Annotated in this window: 14 protein-coding genes and 8 pseudogenes; 10 read left to right on the forward strand and 12 right to left on the reverse strand. The window is 59.8% G+C overall.

The window, feature by feature from the left end:
• Positions 1-385: 385 nt before the first annotated feature.
• The 3 genes from OKW45_RS02765 to OKW45_RS02775 all read right to left on the reverse strand — a co-directional run bounded on the left by OKW45_RS02765 (position 386) and on the right by OKW45_RS02775 (position 3,472).
• Positions 386-1,864 (reverse strand): tyrosine-type recombinase/integrase, encoded by a 1,479-nt coding sequence (locus tag OKW45_RS02765; protein WP_429465771.1) that lies wholly within the window; start codon positions 1,862-1,864, stop codon positions 386-388.
• Entirely contained in the window at positions 1,861-2,814 is a 954-nt protein-coding gene (locus OKW45_RS02770; RefSeq protein ID WP_429465773.1) for a DNA-binding protein, read from the reverse strand. Before OKW45_RS02770 ends, OKW45_RS02765 begins: the two co-directional genes overlap by 4 nt.
• A gap of 307 nt (positions 2,815-3,121) precedes the next feature.
• Complete coding sequence (locus OKW45_RS02775) at positions 3,122-3,472, reverse strand: helix-turn-helix domain-containing protein (protein WP_429465775.1); 351 nt, start codon at positions 3,470-3,472, stop codon at positions 3,122-3,124.
• Between the two features lie 312 nt (positions 3,473-3,784).
• Here OKW45_RS02775 and OKW45_RS02780 point away from each other — a divergent pair, with 312 nt between their 5' ends.
• From OKW45_RS02780 to OKW45_RS02800, 5 genes are all read left to right on the forward strand, one after another.
• A complete protein-coding gene (locus OKW45_RS02780; RefSeq protein WP_429465778.1) occupies positions 3,785-4,270 on the forward strand; it encodes a hypothetical protein in 486 nt (161 codons plus the stop codon).
• A gap of 4 nt (positions 4,271-4,274) precedes the next feature.
• The gene (locus OKW45_RS02785) at positions 4,275-5,060 is read left to right on the forward strand and encodes a metallophosphoesterase (protein WP_429465781.1); all 786 of its coding nucleotides are present in this window, start codon (positions 4,275-4,277) and stop codon (positions 5,058-5,060) included.
• Between the two features lie 259 nt (positions 5,061-5,319).
• On the forward strand, positions 5,320-5,715 hold the full coding sequence (locus OKW45_RS02790; protein WP_429465783.1) for a hypothetical protein: 396 nt from the start codon (positions 5,320-5,322) through the stop codon (positions 5,713-5,715).
• Positions 5,716-6,076: 361 nt separating this feature from the next.
• A complete protein-coding gene (locus OKW45_RS02795) occupies positions 6,077-6,328 on the forward strand; it encodes a hypothetical protein (protein WP_121319892.1) in 252 nt (83 codons plus the stop codon).
• A 3-nt stretch (positions 6,329-6,331) separates the two neighbouring features.
• Positions 6,332-6,880, forward strand: coding sequence for an MbcA/ParS/Xre antitoxin family protein (locus OKW45_RS02800; RefSeq protein ID WP_184055960.1), 549 nt, complete (start codon positions 6,332-6,334; stop codon positions 6,878-6,880).
• A gap of 698 nt (positions 6,881-7,578) precedes the next feature.
• Here the strand turns inward: OKW45_RS02800 and OKW45_RS02805 are convergent.
• Positions 7,579-8,051, reverse strand: a pseudogene (locus tag OKW45_RS02805) (transposase); the annotation flags it as partial.
• 25 nt (positions 8,052-8,076) lie between these two features.
• On the opposite strand from OKW45_RS02805, the pseudogene OKW45_RS02810 reads away from it, so the two are divergent.
• Positions 8,077-8,520: pseudogene (locus tag OKW45_RS02810) on the forward strand (transposase); the annotation flags it as partial.
• A 104-nt stretch (positions 8,521-8,624) separates the two neighbouring features.
• On the opposite strand, the pseudogene OKW45_RS02815 reads toward OKW45_RS02810, so the two are convergent.
• Both OKW45_RS02815 and OKW45_RS02820 read right to left on the reverse strand, forming a co-directional pair.
• Positions 8,625-8,741, reverse strand: a pseudogene (locus tag OKW45_RS02815) (IS110 family transposase); the annotation flags it as partial.
• A gap of 226 nt (positions 8,742-8,967) precedes the next feature.
• A complete protein-coding gene (locus tag OKW45_RS02820; RefSeq protein WP_429465785.1) occupies positions 8,968-9,882 on the reverse strand; it encodes a response regulator in 915 nt (304 codons plus the stop codon).
• Between the two features lie 25 nt (positions 9,883-9,907).
• On the opposite strand from OKW45_RS02820, the pseudogene OKW45_RS02825 reads away from it, so the two are divergent.
• Positions 9,908-10,027, forward strand: a pseudogene (locus OKW45_RS02825) (IS6 family transposase); the annotation flags it as partial.
• Between the two features lie 57 nt (positions 10,028-10,084).
• On the opposite strand, the pseudogene OKW45_RS02830 reads toward OKW45_RS02825, so the two are convergent.
• A pseudogene (locus tag OKW45_RS02830) lies at positions 10,085-10,415 on the reverse strand (IS110 family RNA-guided transposase); the annotation flags it as partial.
• Positions 10,416-10,863: 448 nt separating this feature from the next.
• Positions 10,864-11,499 (reverse strand): annotated as a pseudogene (locus OKW45_RS02835) (IS6 family transposase).
• Between the two features lie 288 nt (positions 11,500-11,787).
• Here OKW45_RS02835 and OKW45_RS02840 point away from each other — a divergent pair.
• Together OKW45_RS02840 and OKW45_RS02845 are read left to right on the forward strand one after the other, a co-directional pair.
• On the forward strand, positions 11,788-14,370 hold the full coding sequence (locus tag OKW45_RS02840; protein ID WP_429465787.1) for a 2-oxoglutarate dehydrogenase E1 component: 2,583 nt from the start codon (positions 11,788-11,790) through the stop codon (positions 14,368-14,370).
• A gap of 369 nt (positions 14,371-14,739) precedes the next feature.
• Positions 14,740-15,349 (forward strand): annotated as a pseudogene (locus tag OKW45_RS02845) (transposase); the annotation flags it as partial.
• 208 nt (positions 15,350-15,557) lie between these two features.
• Here OKW45_RS02845 and nodU read toward each other — a convergent pair.
• The 3 genes from nodU to OKW45_RS02860 all read right to left on the reverse strand — a co-directional run bounded on the left by nodU (position 15,558) and on the right by OKW45_RS02860 (position 20,127).
• Positions 15,558-17,279, reverse strand: coding sequence for a nodulation protein NodU (nodU, locus tag OKW45_RS02850; protein WP_429465790.1), 1,722 nt, complete (start codon positions 17,277-17,279; stop codon positions 15,558-15,560).
• A 13-nt stretch (positions 17,280-17,292) separates the two neighbouring features.
• Positions 17,293-17,922, reverse strand: coding sequence for a nodulation methyltransferase NodS (nodS, locus tag OKW45_RS02855; protein WP_429465792.1), 630 nt, complete (start codon positions 17,920-17,922; stop codon positions 17,293-17,295).
• A gap of 192 nt (positions 17,923-18,114) precedes the next feature.
• On the reverse strand, positions 18,115-20,127 hold the full coding sequence (locus OKW45_RS02860; protein ID WP_429465794.1) for a carbamoyltransferase family protein: 2,013 nt from the start codon (positions 20,125-20,127) through the stop codon (positions 18,115-18,117).
• Positions 20,128-20,617: 490 nt separating this feature from the next.
• On the opposite strand from OKW45_RS02860, the gene OKW45_RS02865 reads away from it, so the two are divergent.
• Complete coding sequence (locus OKW45_RS02865) at positions 20,618-21,565, forward strand: LysR family transcriptional regulator (RefSeq protein WP_429465796.1); 948 nt, start codon at positions 20,618-20,620, stop codon at positions 21,563-21,565.
• A gap of 58 nt (positions 21,566-21,623) precedes the next feature.
• Here the strand turns inward: OKW45_RS02865 and OKW45_RS02870 are convergent.
• Positions 21,624-21,805: pseudogene (locus OKW45_RS02870) on the reverse strand (IS3-like element ISBvi4 family transposase); the annotation flags it as partial.
• Positions 21,806-21,933: the final 128 nt, after the last annotated feature.

A 21,933-nucleotide genomic window follows, 5' to 3' on the forward strand; every position in this document is an offset into this window, starting at 1 on the left:
GAAGTTGCCTTGTTACGTTTTTCAATTGCTGGCGCTCGCTGTCGTTAGTGGGGCAGTTGCCTCAACGTTCGCAGTTTCCGATAAGCGGCATGTGACGTGGAGAGGACGAATGGCCCGTTCCGAGTTGAGAACGGCCGTTGCCAGCGCGGCTACCCGAACGACGGAAGTGGGTCGCAAGTACTCGTTCGCTTTCCGCGGGACGAGTCATTCGCGACCACCGACCTGTGAATGACAGGAAAGCGCCCCATACCCGTCTGACCGGCACCGATGCTCGAATGACGGCTCAGGCCGAGGAACGGACGGAGGCGGAAGTAGGGCGGCCACCTAGCGAGGGGCGTCCATCCAAGTCGCAAGACAGACGTTGCCCTGTCGTTTCAGCGACGGGTTAAGCTTTGTTCGGAAAACTCCCCTCGACGAACGCGCGCGCCTCGGCCTGACCGGTGCGCGCATAGGCCGCCGTCGTCTGCACCGACGCGTGGCCCAGCAGCGCCTGGGCGACCGGCAGCGGCACCCCATGGTCGACCACCAGCGTGCGCGCATAGCCGTGGCGCAGCCAGTGCGTCGAGGCCCGTTCGAGGGCCGCGCGCATCGCACGGTCTTCCGTCGGCGCGCGCATGGCGGCCAGCGCAAACACCGCCCGCACTTCGTCGTAGAGGCCGCTCGGGCCGAGCGCCGGGCCGCGCTCACTGTGGATCAGCGGCAGGCGTTCCTCGGCCGGCGGGTCGGCCGGCAGTCCGACGGCACGCCGGTATGCGCGCAGCGGGGGCAGGCAGGCGCTGGGTAGCGGGATCGCGCGCAGCCGCTGGCCCTTGCCCAGCACGTGCAGCGTCCACTGCCGGGCTTCGTCGACTTCAACGTGCGGCAGCGCGAGTGCCTCATTCCAGACGAGTTCCGCGAGCCGCACGCCGGCGAAGCGGTACAGCGTCCAGATCGCCCGGCGTCGGGCCCAGACCGTGGACGGTACGTTCGTCGGCGCGTCGCCGGCGGCGACCGCGTCGCAGTGGGCGAGCGCGGTGGCGGGCAGGAACCGCACCGGGGTCCAGGTCATGCGTGCGCGGCGTCCGGCGGCCAGTCCTTCGGCTGGATTGACGGTGAGGTAGCCCGTGCGGTGCCACCAGGCGAACAGGCTCGAGACCGCGGCGAGCGCCCGGGACACGCTCGCCGGCGACGCGCGCCGGACCTTGCCTGCGTCGTCGGTACCCGGCGCCTGCAGCGCGTCGCGGTACGCGATCAGGTCGCGGCGCGTCAGATCAGAAAACGGTCCCAGGCGTTCGCGTGTGCACCAGGCCGCGAGCCGCCGCAACTCCGTCACGTAGGCACGCAGCGTATGAGGCGAGTGCGAAGCCCGCTCGCGCAGAAAAAGCCGCACCGCCTGCGTATCATCGGCGACCCCGAGGGTGTTGGTTAGCGCCACCGGATTGGCAAAGCGGCCCGCGCGGGCGACCCACGTCGCCCCGACGTCGGCAGGCAGCAGCGCCGCGTCCGGCGTGATGACGGTGGAACCCCGCGCGCTGTCTGCCGCCGCGTCAGTCGCGGCCTGACGGAAGCGCCGCCGGTGCTGCCGCAGGACGCGTTCGAGCACGGTAGTCGCGGAGGGCGCCGCGGCTTCAGGAACGACGCGCAGGCGCCCGCGCTCCCAGTACTCGATCGCGGTGTCGTGCTCGAGCAGCAGCGCGAACACGGCGGGGTGCTCGCGCTTCGCGTCGGCCAGCGACGGGCAGCCGCGCTTGAGCGCCGTGAGCGTCCATCGGCAATACAGCGGGTGGCCGAGCGCGTGGGCCAGGTACCCGAGCGCGGCCTCGACGGAACCGGGCAGACGCTGTGGGGGACGGCAGCCCGTATCGTGCCAGTCGGAGGGATTCATCGCGCTCTCCTTGACGACGTGCTGGCGGCCGCCGGTGTCGTTCGGGTCGCGCCGCGCGCTGGCCGCCGGCCGCCGGCAGCTTGCTTCTTTGCCGTCGCCGTGCCGACGAGCGCCAGCGTCTGCCGCTGCTGCTCCACCACGGTGGCGAGTGCGGCCGCCTCCGCCGCGGCGTGCTGCCGCGAATTTCGCTCCTCCGCCAGTTCGTTGAGCAGCCGGTCGCGCAGCGACTCGAAGGCCGCGAGGCGCTCCGCCGCGCGAGCGAGTTCCGTTTCGAGGCGCACGCGTTCGGTCTGGAAGGTTTCGCGCTGGTGCGCCGTTTCCCGCAGCAACTGCTTCGAGAGGCCGTCATAGCGTGCCCGTTCGGCCGCCAGTCCGCTGGCATGCCGACGGGCGGACTCGGCCGTCGCTGTCTCAGCGTTCTTCAGCTGCGTCTGCAGCTGTCCCAGGGTGTTCTCGACAACAGCGGCACGTTTCTCGGCCGCCTCGAACGCGGCGCGGGCGACGGCCAGTTCCGCGTCGCGCGCACTGAGCTGGCTGCGCACGTCAGTGAGTTCGACCCGCAGCAGTTCGACCTTCAGCCCGGCGTTGCGCTGCGCCTCGGTGGCGGTTTCCACCATCGCTTCGGTCTCGCGGCGCAGCTGGACAATGCCCTCGAGTTGCGTCGCGACTGCGGCTTCCCACAGGGCACGCATCTGCGCAGCGATCGCCGGCGGCACGTCCGGCACGGCGAAGCCGGCGAGGCCTGCGTGGACGAGTTCGGCCTCGATGGCGTTCAGGTGCCGCGAAAGCGTGGCGGGGTCACCGGCGCCCAGGCGCGCGCGCAGCTTGCGGACCGACACGATCCGGCGGAAGCGGGCGTCGGACGCGGGGGCGGGGTCGCCCGCCTCGGCGAGCATCGCGAGCACGGTGGTACGGATCGCATCGGGGGTGACGGCGGCGGGGCGGGACATGGGGATCTCCGGCAGCGGAGTCCAGCGCGAGGCGGGAAGGTCGGAAAAAGCCGGCCGCGCGAAGCGCAGGGCGGGATTTCCCCATTAGATTACGCACAGATCTGACGCAAGACAACCCGGTTTGGCGCGGTTAAAAAAGCCGTCGCCGCGATAAACGCCCTTATCACCGGAAAACGCGGACGGGTCACCAAGCCGATGGACACGTTCGCGGCCCTGCGAAGGACGCCTGGTACCTAGCGGTGTGAGGATGGCGGAGCACACTGTCGAACTTCAGCGGCGCATGCCGCCGGCTGATATCGGGGAAGCGTCACTGCGTTGTGGAGCGCGAGGCTTTCCTCGGTGCGGTGGCGGTCTTTGACGTGGCAGCGCGCTGTCGTTTCGGCCTTGCCTTTCGGCGTCGGGCTTTTGCAATCCGACCTTCCAGATCGGCGAGCAGATCGCTGGGTGCACAACTGAGGGCAGTGGCGAGCGAGAACAGCATGGTGAGCGTGGGCTGGTGCTGGCCGAGTTCGAGCATGCTGACGTAGTTCCGGCGGATTGACGCCTCAAATGCAAGCTGTTCCTGCGTCAGTCCGGCCGCAAGACGTCGTTCCCGCAACAGCACGCCAAAAACTGCCCGTACCTCTTCCAAATCCTGCTCCCAGTGAAATGGGAGCACTCTCAGTTTCCCGCTATAATTTGTCTTCCCAGTACACTGGGAGTTAGGCGTCATCAATCGACCGGAAATGCTTGCGGGGCGAGGGAAGGACGGCTTTTTAAAACGTGTCGGTCATGGATTGCATATTCGTGGTACCGGGGTCTGCCGCACTTGGGTTGATGTGCGCTTTCCGCCGGGGTGTGTGCACTGGAGCGCTTGTTTGTGCGTCTGCAGGCTCCAGGAAATTCCGATTCGACTGGATGCCATTTCACGCGTGCCGATCCGTTGCTTCGAGCGGTGTGTTGGCAAGTTCGCTGTTTTGAGAGTGATCGTATGTTTTTGACTTCTGACCAGAATCGTCTGCCGGCATGGCCCGGAGTGACGTTGTCGGCCGTTGCCGAGATGGCGGGTTGTGGTGATGTGCTCATCCTGCAATTTGCCGCCAGCAAACGCGACCGGCCCCGGGTTGCCATGGTGGAATTCGCGTCGGGTGCCGCGAAGACGCTGCTGCAACTGGCGGCGGATGGCCAGACGGTGCGGGGCGCCGCAGTGCTGAGCGCGAAACCGGACAGGGACTCGGCACAATGGAATCTCGAGCCGCTGAGCGAGATTCACATCGGCGCAACCGCCGCCTATGACGAGAACCATCCGCTGGTGGCGTTTGCGCGATTCACGACAGCAGCGGGGGAGGAGTTCTCGATGCCGATCGGTATCGTGGAGAAACACTCTCCCGGAAAGCGCATTTACCCGTCCACGCCGGCGCGTTCGTCAAAGGCTGGCCGCCGGAAACCGGCGGTTGATGTCGCGGGTACGAGCTGACGGCATGCGTATCCAGATCGCCTCGGATCTGCATCTGGAGATCGTGCACCAGACTTTTCCGGGTCACAACCCCGTCAGGCTGACGAATGCGGACGTGCTGGTGCTCGCGGGTGACATCGCGAAAGGGGCCGATGCGGTTGAGCCGTTTGCGCGCTGGCCGGTGCCCGTCATCTACGTGCATGGCAACCATGAAGCGTATGGCACGGAGTACGACACGCTTGCCAACTCCATCCGTATGCGCGCGGCCGGTACTGCGGTTCATTACCTTGAGCGCGACACGTTTGTCATGGGTGATGTGCGGTTTCTCGGTTGTTGCCTCTGGACAGACTATGCGCTCAGTGGCGTGCGCGACCGGAGCATGGCGCTGGCCGGGCGGATGCTGCATGACCATCGTGTGATCCGCGTCGGCGACGGCACACGTTTTCGGCCGGAGCACGCGCTGGCGGAGCACGAAAAGACAGTGAGGTGGCTGCGCACCGAGCTGGCAAAGCCCTTCGACGGGCGCACGGTCGTCGTGACCCATCACGGCGTTGCTCCGCGGTCGGTTCATCCGCGCTATGCGAACGACCCGGTCAACGCTGCATTCGTGAGTGACCTGCGACCTGTGCTCGAGCTGGCCGACGTGTGGATTCACGGTCACGTGCATGACTCGTTCGATTATCGCGTTGGCCAGTCGCGGGTGATTGCCAACCCGCGCGGCTATGCGACGAACCGTCTGATGGCGGGTGCGCCGACCGACCTGGAATGGGAAAATCCGGCGTTTGATCCGGCGCTGGTGATCGAGTTGTGAGCAGCTGTGCCGTGGCGCGCTGAGGCGGCGCAAACGTTCTGGCGATGCGCATGGGCGCTGCCGCGAGGAGATCGCCTGCAAAAGAATGGTTGACCCCCAGGACTACGGACTCGAGGGAGCATCTCGACATGGAGCACGCTTGACCAGGGCGAACCGGCGAAAAAGGCGGCGACAATCATTGCCGCCTGACGGGAGCAGCGCACAGTTGCGCGCGCGCCTGAAGACCTTTGCGCTCGCCACGCGTAAAACAGGAACAGCGATGACTACAGCCCGCTACAGTCTTCAGGTTCAGCGGGAAGACACGATCCTGAAAATACTGGCCGAGGGCGAGTGGATCGGGGCAGACACCGTTCCCGCGGACGTAGCCGGATGGCAGCAACGCGGCTGGATCTTTGGCGTGGAAGCTGGAGGTCAGCGGTACTTTGCCCGATACCAGTTCGATGATCGTGATCAGCCGCTGCCGGTCATCCGGGAAATTCTGGCAGAGCTCGGACCCGCCACGGACCCGTGGACAATTGCCGCCTGGTTTCACTTTCCCAACGGCTGGATTGTGGAGGAGGGTTGTACCGCCCCGATCGCGCCCAAGGATGCGCTTGATCACCACGTTGCGGTCGTTGATGCCGCACGCCGGTTCCGCGGAACATTCGGAGCATAACGTCCAGTGACGTGATCATCTTCTTACCGAGTCAATCCTCGTTGTCGCCTGATTGCCGTAAACAAGGTCCCCGCCCACCTCCAGGCAATAGAAAGGAATTTTTCGATGCTGATGACAATTACAGCATGGGCCGATCCCACCCGACCGCCCCTGGCTGGGTCGCAACAGGCGTGGAAGTATGTTGCCTGGACCTGTGGGACGGTGAATTTCTGGGTGATCCGATCGGATGTCCGAACGCGCGACCGCCGCGTGGCAGAAAGAGGCTTATGTCATTGACGGCGCGGATTGCGTCCAGTATCTGAAGCGACTGCCCGTGACACGTGGCGCGTCGGCTAAACGCTCGGAAAAGGAACAGCGGTTGATGAGCAGCAGGGATCACATCCGGTATCAGGCGAAAGAGGGCGGTCAGCCCGGCTGGGATCTTTACGCCGAGATTTTTGAGCCAGAGGACGTCGTGTATCTGGAACTTGACGGTGTAGCCGCTGAAGTCACGATGCTCGGGAACCTGGAGCGCGGGCCGGGCACGGTGCTGTTGCGCCTGCCGGTCGCCACCGCGAAGCAGCTCGGTCTCGTGCCTCCGGGCTGGAAAAAGTCGGGCTGGGAAAGGGAGTAGGTCATGCGCGAATACCGTGACAGGATGGTGCAGGAGATCGCCGCTTGCACATGCGACCGCTGCAGCCAGCGCATGTCGCCCGATGATGACCAGGGGGAGTGGTATGAAAAAGTGTCGCTCGACTGGCGCGGCGGCTTTGGCTCGGTTTTTGGCGACGGTGCCCATCTGAGCATTGACCTTTGTCAGCAGTGTCTCCGCGATACGCTCGGGTCATGGCTGCGGGTCGATCCGCCGTCCGCAACGGATAACGTGATTGAAGCCTTGAAGGGCGTCGTTTCCCGACCGGACGTGCGGGTAACTGTGGACCAGATGAATCCACTGCTGTTCGGCGAGCAAGACGAGTCCCGTGGCACGTTACTCCTTGCGACACGTCTCGCGAAAATAGTCGCGCAGGCGATAGCCGTCTTCCGGGAGCAGGATCAGGCGATCCGGTGGCTGGTCATGCCGCACAAGCAGTTTGCCGGCCGAACTGCGCTCGAAATGGCGAAGACCGAGGATGACGCACGACTGGTTGAGGAAGCGCTGGTGCGGATTGACGAAGGGTACGGATAGCAGAAGGCCGGACTTTGGGGGCGCGACTGAAGAACTTGTTGTCCGATTGCGCATCCGCACATCGCCTAAAGCCGGCGATCATCCGATGCGATAACTTGTATGTTGTCGCTGGGCATCCCCTTGAGCAAGCCTTTTTGCCGCGCAGTTTCGGACGCAACCGGAAAAACGGTCTTGAGCCCCGACATCTGGCTGACCGGTGCGCTCGGGGTTGCGCTCACTGAGCTATCAAGCCACGAAGCGGCCGGTGGCATCGTGCGAGCCTGCGAATGGCGGATCAAGGTTCCGTCGCTGAACGCGTACAGTCGGCCAAGAGCCACCGGTCGCCATCGCCGTCACACGGCCATTCGAGCGGCTGCTCCACATCATGCAGCGGACCGTCATGCTCGGAACTGCGCGAAGGAAAGGCTTACCTTTCCAAATCAACCCGGCGAGGTAGCGAGCGTGGCGGGAGGGGGACGCCTGCCACGGACCGAATTGCAATGTTCGTTGGAGTAGCCGACTATCGCCTGATGCGCCCAGCGTTTGCCAGGCGCTGCTGCATGGTGAAGAAACGGACGTGTACGCGGACGCCGGATATCAGGGTATCGTCGCCGCAGGAGGCCACGGGGAAGGCCGAGATGCTCGCGTTGAGCATCGGGCGGGTTTCGGCTGCGGATTCAGAGTTAAAGTCAAATGTGGTGTACGGGCGGCTGGCATGATTAGGCGGCCAGCGGCTGCTGAGCCGGTGTGCTGTCGGTCACCGGTACGCCATCTTTAAAGGGGATTCCCTCAAGCAGCGAGGCGATCTTCTCCGGCGCGCGAATGCGCCGCCACGATTGCTCGGCCGACTCTATCAGCTTGAATGCCAGACCGAGGAAGCTCGCCCGCGAAACACAATTGCGCGAGCGCGTCGTGCGATGCCGGACGGTCGCGAACGTCGACTCTATGGGGTTGGTGGTCCGCAGGTGCTGCCAGTGCTCAGCAGGAAAGTCGTAGAAGGCCAACAATTCATCGCGATCGTTTGTCAACTTCCCGGCGGCCTTCGGATATTTGGCCGAATAGACGTCGACGAAACGGTTGAAGGCCACGAGCGCGTCGTCGCGTGTGGCAGCCTGCCAGATTTGCTGTAGTGCTTCTTTGGCCCGGCCGTGCTGCGATTTCGGCAAAGCGTTGGTACGTTGCCGGTCTTGTGAAACTTATTCCGACATCGGGATAAGTTCCACAAGATGGGCAACGTCCTGAACATGCTGCCGAAGTCGCAGCAAGGCAGGGCTAAAGCAGATCTGCAGGCGATCTGGACGGCCGCCACGCGCGCCGACGCGTATGCCGCGTTTGATCGTTTCGTGACGGTCTACGCGGCGAAATATCCGAAGGCAACGGAAACGTTGAAGAAGGACCGGGAAAGCCTGCTGGCGTTTTACGACTTCCCGGCCGAGCACTGGCAGCATTTGCGGACCACGAATGCGATTGAGTCGACGTTCGCGACGGTGCGACACCGTACGACGCGCACGCGCAACTGTGTGTCGCGACCAACCTTCCTTGGTCTGGCATTCAAGCTGATCGAGGAAGCCGAGAAAACCTGGCGCCGCGTCAACTGGCCCGAAAAGATCAAGCTGTTGCTGGAAGGCATTGCCTTCAGGGATGGCGAACCGGTGAAAGACGATGCCAACTGTCGTAATCTTCATGATGGGCGCTCCCCTCGTTCAGGTGGTGGCTTTGACACTTCCATTTGGCACATCGATGCCGTTTCGGGTGGGGGCGTCCATTCCATTAGTCTTGACGCTAGATGCGCGATTCCTTGGGGAACGACGATCCCGAACTCGCCGAGCAGACCGCGGATCTGGTTGGCCTGGGCCGTGCGGGCCCGCACGAAACCCTGGCGCACCGAAGCGACGAAACGAGCTGCAGGCTCGCGAGCGTGCCTGGCATAGGACCGCTTACCGCCAGCGCGCTTTGCCCGGCGCCATTACATGCCGCCGCATCGCCGGGGGGCCCGATGCGGTTAGCGATATCACGACGGACTGCAAGAGGAAAGCCTCAACTGAACTGCTTGGAGACTAACTGACTAAATTACGGCGTTGGCGCCGTCATCTGCCTCGTCTGACGCATCACTGCGTGGTGTGCAGTGTCACCGCATTCAACGCCATGCGCGCGGCCGCGGTACGGGTTTCTACACCAAGCTTTTCGAAAACGTGTTCCAGGTGTTTGTTGGCGGTGCGCGGGCTCATGCCCAGGATATCGGCGATATCGCGATTGGTTTTGCCCACCGCGACCCAATACAGCACATCGGCCTCGCGAGGCGTCAACGCAAATGCCTGCATCAACGCGGCGGGTCCGGGCGAGCCGGCCTTGCATTGGATCAGTAGCAATTCTTCACCCTGAGCGCCGCCACGCAGTCGGCTGACGATAAGTTGTTCACTCGCGGCCAGCAATTCGAACGCCCTGACCTCGCGAGCCTCGAGCGCGTCATGAAGCCAACTGCACAATGCCACCGGCAAGCGACCGTGGTCATCGAGCGAGCTGCGCAGCCACGATTGGGCAAGCGGCGTCAGCCACAGCACTTTGCCGCTGGGGTCGACTGCGACCACACCCTGGCCGGCGGCATCCATCGCCGCGCGGGTCTGCACTACCTGGCGCGAATTGCGCAGGTGGGAAGCGATGCGCGCTATCACTTCGGCGGGACGAATCGGCTTGGTGATGTAATCGACGCCGCCAGCCTGGAAGCCCTGCAGAACATGCTCAGTCTCGGCCAGACCGGTCATGAACATCACCGGTATCGGACGGGTCTGGAGATCGTCCTTGAGTCGTCGGCAGGTCTCAAAGCCGTCTATGCCGGGCATCACCGCATCGAGCAGGATCAGGTCCGGCGGCAAGCGGCGTGCGCGATCCAATGCTTCCGCGCCGTCGGTTGCCACCAGCACCGTATAGCCCGACTTGTCGAGCAGGGTATGCAGAATAGAGAGGTTTTCGGGTGTGTCGTCAACAATCAGGACGACATCGCGAAGCGGATCAGGACGTAGCATCGGAGTTGGCCTGCATGGTTCGGTCAAGGTATCGCGCATCATCCTGTCAGGCATTGAGACGATGCATATGATCAGGAAAGTCCAGATGAAGGACAGCGGCGTCCCCCGAACCGCCGCCGATCAGTTCTATTCGTTGGTGGCGTAAGGACTCCTTGTCATTGCAGAACTTTATTGCCTTGCCAATCTTATCGCGACACAACCCTGGCAATAGCCCCAGACGCAGGAGTTGCGCCAGATGGGCTGCATCGGTGAAGTCCGCCGCTGTATTTCAGGCCCTCGTACTGCCTGATTGCCGCTGGGTTCGCCAGATGGACCTGATAGCCATCCTCCATTAACTCATCCACCAGCCAGTACCAGTTGAACGTCGCTTCGATGATCACCCCGACCAGTTCGGGCCGGTACGGTGCCAGAGCGGCCCGAATCTGGAGCGCATCGTTCGGTAACCGCCGCTGGTAGACAACCCGGTCCGTTTCATCGCTGACCTCTCGAACGGCTGACGTAGAGTCGGAGGTGCGAACACCGACGTGACACACAGGAGGCCGGCATGAACAAGTTTAGTGGAATCGACCTGCACTCGAACAACAGTGTGGTCGTGGAACGGAGGGGGCCGGCTATATGATTACCAGTGTCATGAGAACAGAAGCTTCCCAATCAATGAACTGATTGACGCACATCAACCACGATCGTTGAAGGTCTGTGTAGTATTCATGCAGCTTCGTGAGCAACTGCGGGGTCGTGCGGCCGCTACCATGCGGTCCGACACGTCCACGGTTCCCGACCTATGTCGCTTGGAAGTCGGTGCGCGAGCCCCCACACAGTTTGCCTGTGGGTTTAACCAGAATGTTACTTTCTCGGTATCAGTAAGCGAGGAATGAATGACGTGAGTACTGGCTGCTAGAAAGCCTCCGAGCGGCGCGGACCGGAGGTTTCTGTCGCCATAACAATTGTAGGTGGAGCAAAGCACGGTATGAGTAGGATTGCTTACGCCTCCAACGAAAGAATCGGTCGGCGAATGTTTGTCGGGTGCCGATGCCCTTTAAACTGTCCCTTGGAGATCATGTGGGCCACCTCGATGCCGCCGAGTAGGATGCGTGCGCACCGGAAACTCTTGAACCGGAACATGGGACGGGTGCATCGCTTGATCACGCGGTGGTCCTGCTCAGTTATATTGTTCAGGTACGTAGCCTGCCGGACCTTCAGGCGCCGCTTCTGTCGATCCAGGTTCGCCATTCAGGAATATCTATTTTTCGAAATTCCGCCGTGCCGCAGTCTTGTCCCGATGGGCATGCAACAGAAAGTCGATCGTGTTGCCGGCCTTGTCGGCGGCGCGATACAGGTATTTCCATTGGCCGTTGACCACGATGTAGGTTTTGTCGACACGCAAGCTCTTGCCAACGGAGCGTTTGCGGGAAAACGCTTTTTCCAGCATCGGCAGCAGTTTGATGGCCCAACGATGTACGGTTGAATGTTCCGCTGAGACGCCTTGCTCCATCATTGTTTCTTTCAGGTGCCGAAGCCTCCACGGATAGGTGGCGTACCAACGCACAATAGGATCACATCAAATGGGTGGTGCAACCGTTTAGAAACTCGCATGAAGTTCGATTTCACTATTGGCATCGTCAATTACGTCATCGATCTTTACTCTTCTAATTTAGAATATAAGCCTTACTGCGACAGAACCCCAGGATGGCAAGAAGGACGGAGACACGAACCGTTGAGAGGAAGATTCGATGAGATTTGAAGGAGCGCAAATGCTTGAAGAGGAGCGCTCCGGTTCCGCTCGTTATCCGACGTAGACCCCCTATTTTTTACTGCAGTCTCCTAGCTTTGATCGGAAATTTTGGCATTGTCATGATTCGGGTGGCGAGACTCGATTAACCAATTCTGTCCAACCATACATTCGACATGTCCAGCAGATATTACGAGCCCACCACCATTATCCCGATCGGCTCACCAAGTGATCGAATTCCGAAGGCTTCACAAAATATCGCACTTTCGCAGGCGGAGCGCTTTATCGATGCATACCGGCGAATTGGCTATCGTATTGCAGGCATTGACCCACTTGGGCACCGTTCTCATCCGGACTTGTCGCAGTTGACGGCCAAGTTCCATGGACTCAGAGGAACTGACCTTCTAGGCGTACCCTATGTGGGATTCGAAGCGGATAAGACTGTTGGGGAACTTGAACAGCGCCTCAAAAGGATTTACTGCGGAGCGATCGGACTGGATTGCAGCGGTGTTCGCGATGGGACAAGACAGCGCTGGCTCTTTGAATATATGGAGTCACTGCCGGAGGACTTTGAGTTAGCCATCGAGCAGCGCCGTGCTGTGTTCTCTCGGCTCCTCTCTGCGGAGATGTGGGAACTACACGTTGCCGAAATCTTCGGTGACGCGAAACGATTTTCGCTAGAGGGATGTGAGAGCCTGATTCCTCTGCTTGATGCCTTGATTGAAAGTGCCGGTCGCCACGCAGTGAGCCAGGTGTTTTTCGGAATGTCCCACCGAGGCAGGCTGAATGCGTTCGTAAATGTAATGGACTTCCCGCCCGGAAAAGTCCTCACGTATCTAGACCCGGACTCTAATTTCGCTTTGCGGCAGACGGATCTACCGTACCATCAGGGCGCCATCGCCCTCAAAAAAACGCCGTACGGTGACGTGTCGGTGCAGCTTGCACCCAACCCTTCTCATCTGGAAAGCGTGTATCCGGTAGTCAGTGGGATGGCGCGTGCATATCAGGACGACCATCCAGAGAGTGGTTGCGTCCTGGTCGTCGTCCACGGTGACGCGGCTTTCGCGGGGCAGGGTGTCGTCATGGAAACGCTGATTCTCACGCGGAAAAAGGGATACTCGCTGAACGGGACGATCCACGTCATCGTTAATAATCAGATCGGCGGCACCACACCAAATCAGATCAACGTAGAGGCGAATGCGTATTGCACGGACGTCTCGAGAGTCGCCGATGTGCCTGTACTGCACGTCAACGCTGACCACCCCGATGCTGTCGTGACGGCTGCGAAGCTCGCGCTCGAATACCGGATGACATTCAATTCGGACATTGTCATCGACTTGATCGGCTACCGCCGGCTCGGCCACTTCGAGCAAGACATCCCGGCAATCACCCAGCCGGCTCGGCAGCGCGCTATCGACTCTCATCCGACAGTAACAGAGCTGTATCACGGATTGTTCGAGGAGATCCCGCCAATCGATCTCCTGCGCAAGGAAGCGCTTCATCAGTTTGGTCGTGGAAAGGAGGCAATCGATTCCAGCGTCGCACCTCGATTTGATCGGAACCTCGATGCGACGATTTCGATTCGGGGGCTTTCCCTCGAAAGGCTTCAGTCGCTAACCCAGGCGCTTACACGAGTACCACAAGGGGTTGCGATTCATAGGTTCGTGGACAAGCTGCTCTCGACGTGGGGCGATGCTCTATCAGGTGAGGGAAATCAGGTAAGCTGGATCCTCGCGGAGAATCTCGCATATGCTTCGCTGCTCGACGATGGATATAACGTCCGGATATCAGGAATGGATGTAGGGCGAGGTACCTTCATGCACCGGCACGCTGTATGGCACCTCCAGGGTGATCAGAAGGAGGCTGGTGGCGTTCACATCCCGCTGACCAGTGTCTCTGCAGGTCAGGGCAAGTTTGATATTGTTAACTCGCCCTTGACAGAGGAGGCGGTGCTCGGTTTCGAGTATGGATATAGCGTCGAATCCCCCTCGCGCCTAACGATATGGGAGGCGCAATTGGGTGACTTCGCAAACAGCGCGCAAGTCATCATCGATCAATATATCGCGGCTGGCGAATACAAATGGGGTTATCAGTCAAGGCTGGTCGTTCTGTTGCCGCACGGTCACGAAGGAGACGGTTCGGAGCACTCGAACGGGTTTCTGGGCCGGTTCCTTCAACTTTGTGCAAGCGACAATTTGCGCGTCGTTTGTCCGTCGACGTCTGCTCAGTGGTTCCATATCTTGCGCCAGCAGGCCACGGCACGGCATCCCAAGCCACTCATCGTGATGGCACCAAAAACGCAACTTTACTCCGATATTCGGTCGCACTCGGTAGTATCGACATTCCTCGGAGGGGCGTTCTCTCCGGTGATCCGGGATAGCTCGATCTCTGACGCGAACCGTGTGAGGAGAGTCGTACTGTCTAGTGGGAAGTTTCACTATGCACTGCAAGGGGTCAGAGGTGATGCCGTTGATTCGGCTACCGCTTTGATACGGGTCGAGCAGCTCTATCCGTTTCCCCAACTCGAGCTTGCCTGCATTCTGGCTGAATTTAGTAACCTGCGGGAGGTTGTCTGGGCACAGGAAGAGGACGCAAACCAGGGGGCCTGGCGGTTTGTTCGCGACGAACTCGAGACCATCTTGCCGTCCGGATCTGTTCTTACGCCAGTCTGTCGCACCTCTACGGCATCGGGTGCACATTCGTCAGTTCGCGCACATCTCACCGAACAGCATCGCCTGGTGACCGAGGCGTTGGGGTGAAGTGGACCTCCTGATTCTTCCAGTGTTAGCACTCATGGGGAAGATGGCGTATCGGACAAGCCGGAAGCATCTACCAAGTGACGAACTAAACGGCTCGCTCTGCACCGAACTCGGCCTGATGTCATCTATGGCCGGAACCTGTCCGGTGGCCATCGAACTCAACAACCTCGTAAGGCCGCGTAACTGCTGGCGTGGTCGCCCGTCGATACACGGCAGCCCTTTAAGGTGCGAGGCGCGGGCAGCGCCTGCTGCCGTGCCGAAGCCGCTCAAAAATTCCACCGTTACGCGCGCTGACACCGACCGGATAGCGCGGTTTGAGTTGACCCGGCTCGACGGATAGACTTGCAGTTGAGTTTAATGCGGTGCACGCCCGAACAGGTCACCTCGGTGAGCATTGACATGTCGCCGGCGTTCATCAAGGGCGTGGGCGTACATCTGCCCAATCCGCGGCTGACATTCGACAAGTTTCACGTCGTCGCCCACGCGTCCAAGGCGCTCGATACGGTCCGCCGCCAGCAGCAGAAAGCCGACACGGAACTCAAGGGGATGGGCTGGACGCTGCTCAAGGACGTGAACAAACTGAATCTGGGCAATTGACCGACCTCGAGGCGCTGGTCAGGCAGTGCGCCACCAAACGCACCGCCCGCGCCTGGCTGTATCGCGAGCAACTGCGCGAGATTCTCGAGCGCAAGCAAATCCATGTTGTTTCCGCGATGTTGCGGCAGTGGTGCACTAACGTCATGCGCTCGAAAGTCGAGCCGATGAAGGACGTGGCACGTCTGATTTGCCGGCACTTCGATGGCATCGTCGCCTGGACTCAGACCCGCCAGACCAACGGCTTCATCGAGGCCATCAACGGCTTGATTCAAGCTGCAAGCGCAAGGCTCGCGGTTACACGCGCTTCACGACGATGCGCACCGTCCTCTTTCTCATCGCCGGCAAGCTGGATTTCTCCAGCTTCAACCCGCACGCTCCGTGAGCCCCGTTACCCACAGCATTTTGAAGAAGATGCCAAGTTTCCGAGGATGGCATCGAGGTTCCGCGGGTCGATGAGCAACCTCCGCCCGGGATAAGTGCTTGCGAAAATCGAGGCAGGGGCGGCCTGCTGATCGTCTTCGGACCGTAGCTGCGATAGAGCGAGCTGCCGGGACAATTGACCGCGTCGTACTGACCACTGAGCTGCAACGTCAGCAATCTTCGAACGGCGACGTAGCGAAAAGTGTTTCGTCGACTGACGGCGACAGACCAGTCCTGGTCAGTAACAAACCATCGCACCACACACGTTCGACGCGTCCCCACGCACAGGCTGAAGCAGCGTCCGGGAAGAAACCTCGTCCGTGATAGTTGGCGCTCGTGTTGCAGAGCAACGGAATACCCGTCAGCTTTTCGTATTCGACCAGAAGTTGCGCCACCGGATGCTTGGAAGTTCTTGAAATGGTCTGCAATCGGGCAGATCCGTCGAGATGCACGACGGCAGGGATTTTTTCTCGCCATTCCGCGCGCGTCTGATGATCGAACAACATATAGGGATCAGGGCTCCCCGGGCTAAAAATAGTCGGCGCACAATCCTCAAGGCAAATTGGCGCCACGGGACGGAAGTGCTCTCGAAACTTGATGTCGTTGAGATGATCCTTCATTGTGGGCGAAGTCGCGGCGGCCAGAATGCTTCTGCCCCCCAATGCTCGTGGTCCGAGCTCGGCCCGGCCGGCAAGGAAAATGACGGGCTCACTATTGGCGAGTATGCTGGCGAGTTCTGCAATGGAGCAAGTAGACGCCGTCCATCCGGGCGGTACTTGGCAACCTTTTAAGGCCGGTCCGCTATATACCGACCACTCCAGCGGCACGAAGCCCTTCTCGACTGCCAGCGCGCAACAAGCGGCGCCAATCGCAGACCCGCTATCATTGGGAAACGGCGGCACCCAGATTGCGTCGAACAAACCGCTCGCGCGCAGGGCGCTGTTCCATTTGATATTGAGTCCGCATCCGCCAGCGATGCACAAATTTTTCGGCCCCGCAATCGAATGGCGCTGCAGCGCGATACCCATTTCATGAACGAGAAGACGCTCGAGGAATACATGGAACGAGGCGAGTACGTCTTCGGGCGGCTTGGCTTCCAGTCGCAGCGCGCTTGCTTCGAAGAACTCTCCTACAGCCGCTAGTGACGCGTCCGCGCTGTGGATGTTCTCGCGATAAGCTTGCGCACACTCCGTGTCGCCAGCAAAGCGTGCCTGATAAAGCTCGCGAAATACCTCAACGATATCTTCGTCAACGGAGCCCAGCGCGATGTAAGCCATCAGCTTGCCGGCCACACCCAGATCCCACCGGGCGCCGCCCGGCTTCTTATAAGGACCAAAGTGATGACCCGCCGCAGCGTAGATGTGACCTATCACGGGGAACAGGCAGTCAACATGGCGGGCGTGGTGGCGTTCTACATGGTAGAGGCGTGGGACGATGCCACCATCCCACACCAAACAGAATGCAGGTTGCCCGCTTTGGGCAAAGGGACTGGTGCAATACGCGGAGGCCACATGGCCTGACACGTGAGGATAGCTTTTATAAGGAAAGGACTGGCCGCCGACAAGCAGTCCGGAGCCGTCGAGCGAAGCGAGAAGATCATCGGCTCGGCGTTCGGCATAAGGAGCTCCTTTCAGGCTGACGGGAATCGACCCACTGAGGACGCGAAACTGCGACTCGACTACTCCGTCCCAGCCGTCGATGACAAACTGGTCGATATCGTGCGCATCGAAACCATGCTCGGCCAATGCGATCGCGATCGCGTCGAGGTCGTCGATCGCCTGATACCGCGGATTGTTGTCTCGCTTTTCCTGCTCCACGCAAAAAACCAGTTTTCCATCCTCGACAAGGGCGATCGCTCCGTCGTGCGTCAGTTTGATCCCACAGATGCGCATAATATCTCCCGGCCTAACGCTGATAAGTTGGTCCACACGAAGGCGAAGCGGCGTTTCGAAAACAGGCTAGCAGACAGTCTTCATTCAACGACTGACCGACGCACCTCAAACGATCGATTTCAACCAGCTCTTCTTCCAGGATGGCTATGACCGTCTCGGCTCCGGCAATGTGGCCCCATCGCCGGCAATTGGCGTCATGTGCCGATCCGAAAACCAGCTGTCCACCGGGCGCAAGCATCCGTGCTAAATTGCGGACAGCCGCACGCACCTCTGCGCTGCCGTCGAGGTAATAGAGAACCTCCGCCACCACGACCAGATCGAACTGTTGCTCAGTCGAAAAATGCTGGACATCGGAGACGATCCAATTGATGTGTGGTGGGTCCATCATCCGTTCGCGTGTCCTGGCAATTGCGCGTGGCACGATATCGATCACGGTGAGCCGTTGGCAGTGCGGTGCCAATTTTTCCGTGAAGGCTCCGCCTGCGCATCCGACTTCGAGCGCATTTGTGACGGATCCCTGCGAAAGTGCCATCCGAAGCATTTGCCTGTGGCGCTCGTGCTCAAAGGGATTGCTGTCGAGCCGCCATGGATCGTCTGCGTCCAATTCCCGGCGCAGCAATTCGAAGTTCGTTTGATGTGTCAATTCCGCCTACCTTTATGGTGCGCCGCTGCAAGTGTCCGGACCTTGGGCCGGGACTGGTGCTCCGTTGGACACCGGCGTGTTGGTACAAGAACTGCGCGGCGGCCAAACGCTATTGTTTAACGTTCTAGAAAAATAGCTCGCGAGCGCTGTTACCTAGTTTCAGATCTTCAGCCACTCATTGGAAGGGCGTCGTTACCGTGACAACGCCCGTGAGGGATGTAGCCGAACCCGACGCTGTTCCCACAATCCGCGGAGCTCATTGACGAGGGCTTCACGTCGAGTCTGCTCAGGCGTAATCGTATCGAGAAGATGTCCGAGCACGGCTTCGCCTTCGATCCGCATCAGCAGATCGAACAACTCATGTGAAATACGCACACTGTCACAGTTGGAGCCGCCGGTGCGAATTTCGCACACCGTCTCCTGACGATCCCGCGCTGTGTGAGCGCGGACTCGATAGAGCGATGCATAGGGCGGCAGTGAAACCGCGAGCGCAGTCCAATGTTCCTGCGTTGCGGGCCGCTTTTTGACGAGGAACGGCCCGACCACAAGTCCATCCAGCTCTGTCGTCAGAAATGTGGCAATCGCGTCTGCAACCGAATCTACGATCGGCTCAGCGTTGTTATTAAAGGAAGTATTGAGCAGAATTGGGATTCCTGTCCGCTTCTTGAACGCATTAATAACCTCCCAGTAGGCGGGATTGGTCTTGCGCGATACTGTTTGCAGCCGCGCTGTACCGTCAATGTGCGTGATGGCGCCGAGCAAGGCACGCTTGGAGTCGCGCACGCGAACTACAAAATTCATAAAAGGGAATTCGCGGGTGCCCTCTGGGAGGTCAAAAAATTCGCGCGCATCGTCCTCGAGCACTGATGGCGCGAACGGTCGGTAACCCTCGCGCTTCTTGACCATGGCGTTGATCCGGTCCTTGTTTGCGGCCGGCCGGGGATCGGCAAGAATGCTGCGGTTGCCAAGCGCGCGTGGCCCGAACTCCGAACGACCCTGCACCCAGCCGATCACGGCGCCATTGGCCATCCAGTCGGCTGCTCTGCCTGCCACGTCATCACTGCGTTCAACGTCGAGGTGTCCGGCCCACGCATTCAATTCTTGCTCCACGACTAGATCGCGCCCAATATCGGGCCCCCAATAAACCTCCTGCAATCGCTCACGCGGCGGGGGCCGACCGAAGTCGTTTGACATCATAAGGGCAGCGCCTAGTGCGCAACCGGCGTCGTGCGCTGCGGGCTGCACGAAGATGTCTTCGAAAAGTCCCGAATACAGCAGCTTACCGTTCATGGTGCAGTTATGAGCTACTCCTCCGGCTATACACAGCCGCTTCATACCGGTGACCTCGCGATGATGGCGGAGAATGTGAAACACGATGCGCTCAAGCGCTTCCTGCAATGAAGCACCCACATCTCGATGCTGCTGTGTGAATGGCATTCCCTTTCGCCGGACCTGGATGCTGCGGAGCAACGTCGGGCCGATGCGGTCCAGGTATACGCGGTACTCACCGTTGGCGGACAGTTGATAGAATTGCTCGAAGAGCCCGCGATAGGGAGCGGGATCCCCATAAGGTGCAAGCCCCATGACCTTGTATTCGTCGAACAAGCCGTAACCGAGATACCGGATTGTTTCGAGATAAAACAGCCCTAGAGAATTATGCTCTGCGAAAGTCGCGAGTTGCGTAATTTCGGTTCCAGATCCGAGCGCCAAGAGCCCCGAGAGGAAATCACCGCCGCCATCGACCGCGAGGATCAGACTTTGCTCGAATCCAGACATCGCAAACGCGCTCACGGCATGCGCCAGATGGTGACTCACGAATGAGACTCGCGAAGGATCGACCTCGGTACCGAATTCCTGCATTAGTAAGTTGCGCAGAAACAGCTTGGCATCCACCGGAATGGAGATGTTCGGCTGGGACAGGAACAGGCGTTCGAGCATGACGTTGCAATAGGCCTCGGTAGCGTAAAACGCGATGTGGTCGATATCGCTGAGCTGAATCCCTGCGGATGCGAGGCAGTATTGAATTGAACTGCTCGGGAACTTGTTAGAGTGCTTGATCCGGTTGAGGCGCTCCTCTTCGACGGCGGCTATTACGCGTCCGTCCCGGACAAGCACCGCAGCGCCGTCGTGCAGAAATGTGTTCGGCAGTGCGAGTGGATTTTCATGAACTTTGTCTAGCCCGCCACTCACTCCTAAGCACAGCATGTCTCTCTCCTTCATCGTGGTAGGAAGGCCCTATTGGCAAGACTCGAATCCCTACCACCTAAGTAAGGCAGGGTATCGCTCGCCGCTGGGAACACCGGTCAGACGTCACCAGCCCCAAAGAATCTCGCCGCAATTCATGAAAATTCTGTACCGGTTGGTCCAGGGATTGCGTTTCTTGGCGCTGAAGGATGGCGCGACCAGAAAGCTGAAGCGCTGGAACCCCGAGGAAATCTCCAATCTCTGCGAAACATGCGGCAGGTTCGCGAGGAGGCTCCCGATGCATGTGATTGATCGACAACTGCGGCAACGTGATTTCCTCGGCTTCGCTCAGTTCTACGACACACTTCATCCACTACCTCGGCACCACGAAGGCGCCAGCAGGTTTGTGAAATTGAAATGGATCTACCAGGAACACTATCCTCTATGTCGTACAATTCGTAAAATCGATTGTTTTGATGGAACACATCTACATTATGGATAACTTGGGATCATGCGTTTCAAGGGCCTCGATCTAAATCTCCTCGTCGCGCTCGATGCTCTGATGACCGAGCGTAATCTCACCGCGGCGGCACGCAGCATCAACCTGAGCCAGCCGGCCATGAGCGCGGCCGTCGCCCGGCTACGCACCTATTTTTGCGACGAACTATTTACGATGAGGGGCCGGGAATTTGTCCCAACACCGCGTGCAGAAGGGCTCGCTGCGCCAATCCGCGAGGCTCTGGTGCACATCCAGCTCTCCGTTATTTCCCGGGACGTCTTCAACCCAGCCAAATCGGATCGCCGCTTCAGGATCATCCTTTCCGATTTCATGGCAGTCGTATTTTTTCGAAAGATTGTGGAGCGTATTGCACGGGAAGCCCCCGCCGTCAGCTTCGAATTGCTGCCACTTGCCGATGACCCCGATGAGGTTCTCCGGCGCGGCGAAGCCGATTTTCTTATCTTGCCGGAAATGTTCATGTCGAGCACGCACCCTAAAGCGAAGCTGTTCGAGGAGACGCTCGTGTGCGTAGGCTGCCGCACGAACAAGCAGCTATCAGGGCAGCTCACATTCGAGAGATATATGTCGATGGGGCACGTTATGGTCAAGTTCGGACGTACGCGGCAGCCCTCCATCGAGGAATGGTTTTTGCTTGAGCACGGTCTCAAGAGACGGGACGAGGTCATCGTGCCGAGCTTTAGCCTGATCCCGCCTATGCTAATAAACACTGACCGTATAGCAACGATGCCCTTAAGGCTGGTCAAGTATTTCGAAAAAACGATGCCTCTGCGGATCGTCGAACTTCCGCTGCCACTTCCCGCATTTACCGAGGCCGTCCAATGGTCTGCCCTTCACAACAGTGATCCGGCAAGCAATTGGATGCGGGAGATAATATTGCAGGAGGCGTCGCGCATGATTGCTCCGCGTAAGATCACGCGAAGACCAATCCAGCCAAGTTAGGAAATGGGATCTTTCAGCAAGGTTTTTGCGGCATGAATTCGTGGGGTTTCGAGGGTTTTGTGGCGATATAACGTGTATCGCCACGCCAGGCCTCATTCGGCACGGTGACGGCGAACGCCTGATCGATCAGGTTCGGCGCGACCGGCAAGCCGTGTGTCAATCTGGTTGTTGCCTTGATTTGCGTTTCCGGTTGCAACGCAACCCCTGCTTGCGACGCAGTCTCTTTATCGGATGTTCGCCGAATTGTCGGCACCGCTGGGCTACCGGTTTCCACGGCTCGCTGAAAAAACGTCCACGGCATGGCGCGCGCGCCCGCGCGAAGTGTGCGGTGAGCGTCGGCTTTGACTACTGAAACGATCGCCATGAAC

Source organism: Paraburkholderia lebeckiae (assembly GCF_050436225.1).
Classification (GTDB): Bacteria; Pseudomonadota; Gammaproteobacteria; order Burkholderiales; family Burkholderiaceae; genus Paraburkholderia; species Paraburkholderia tuberum.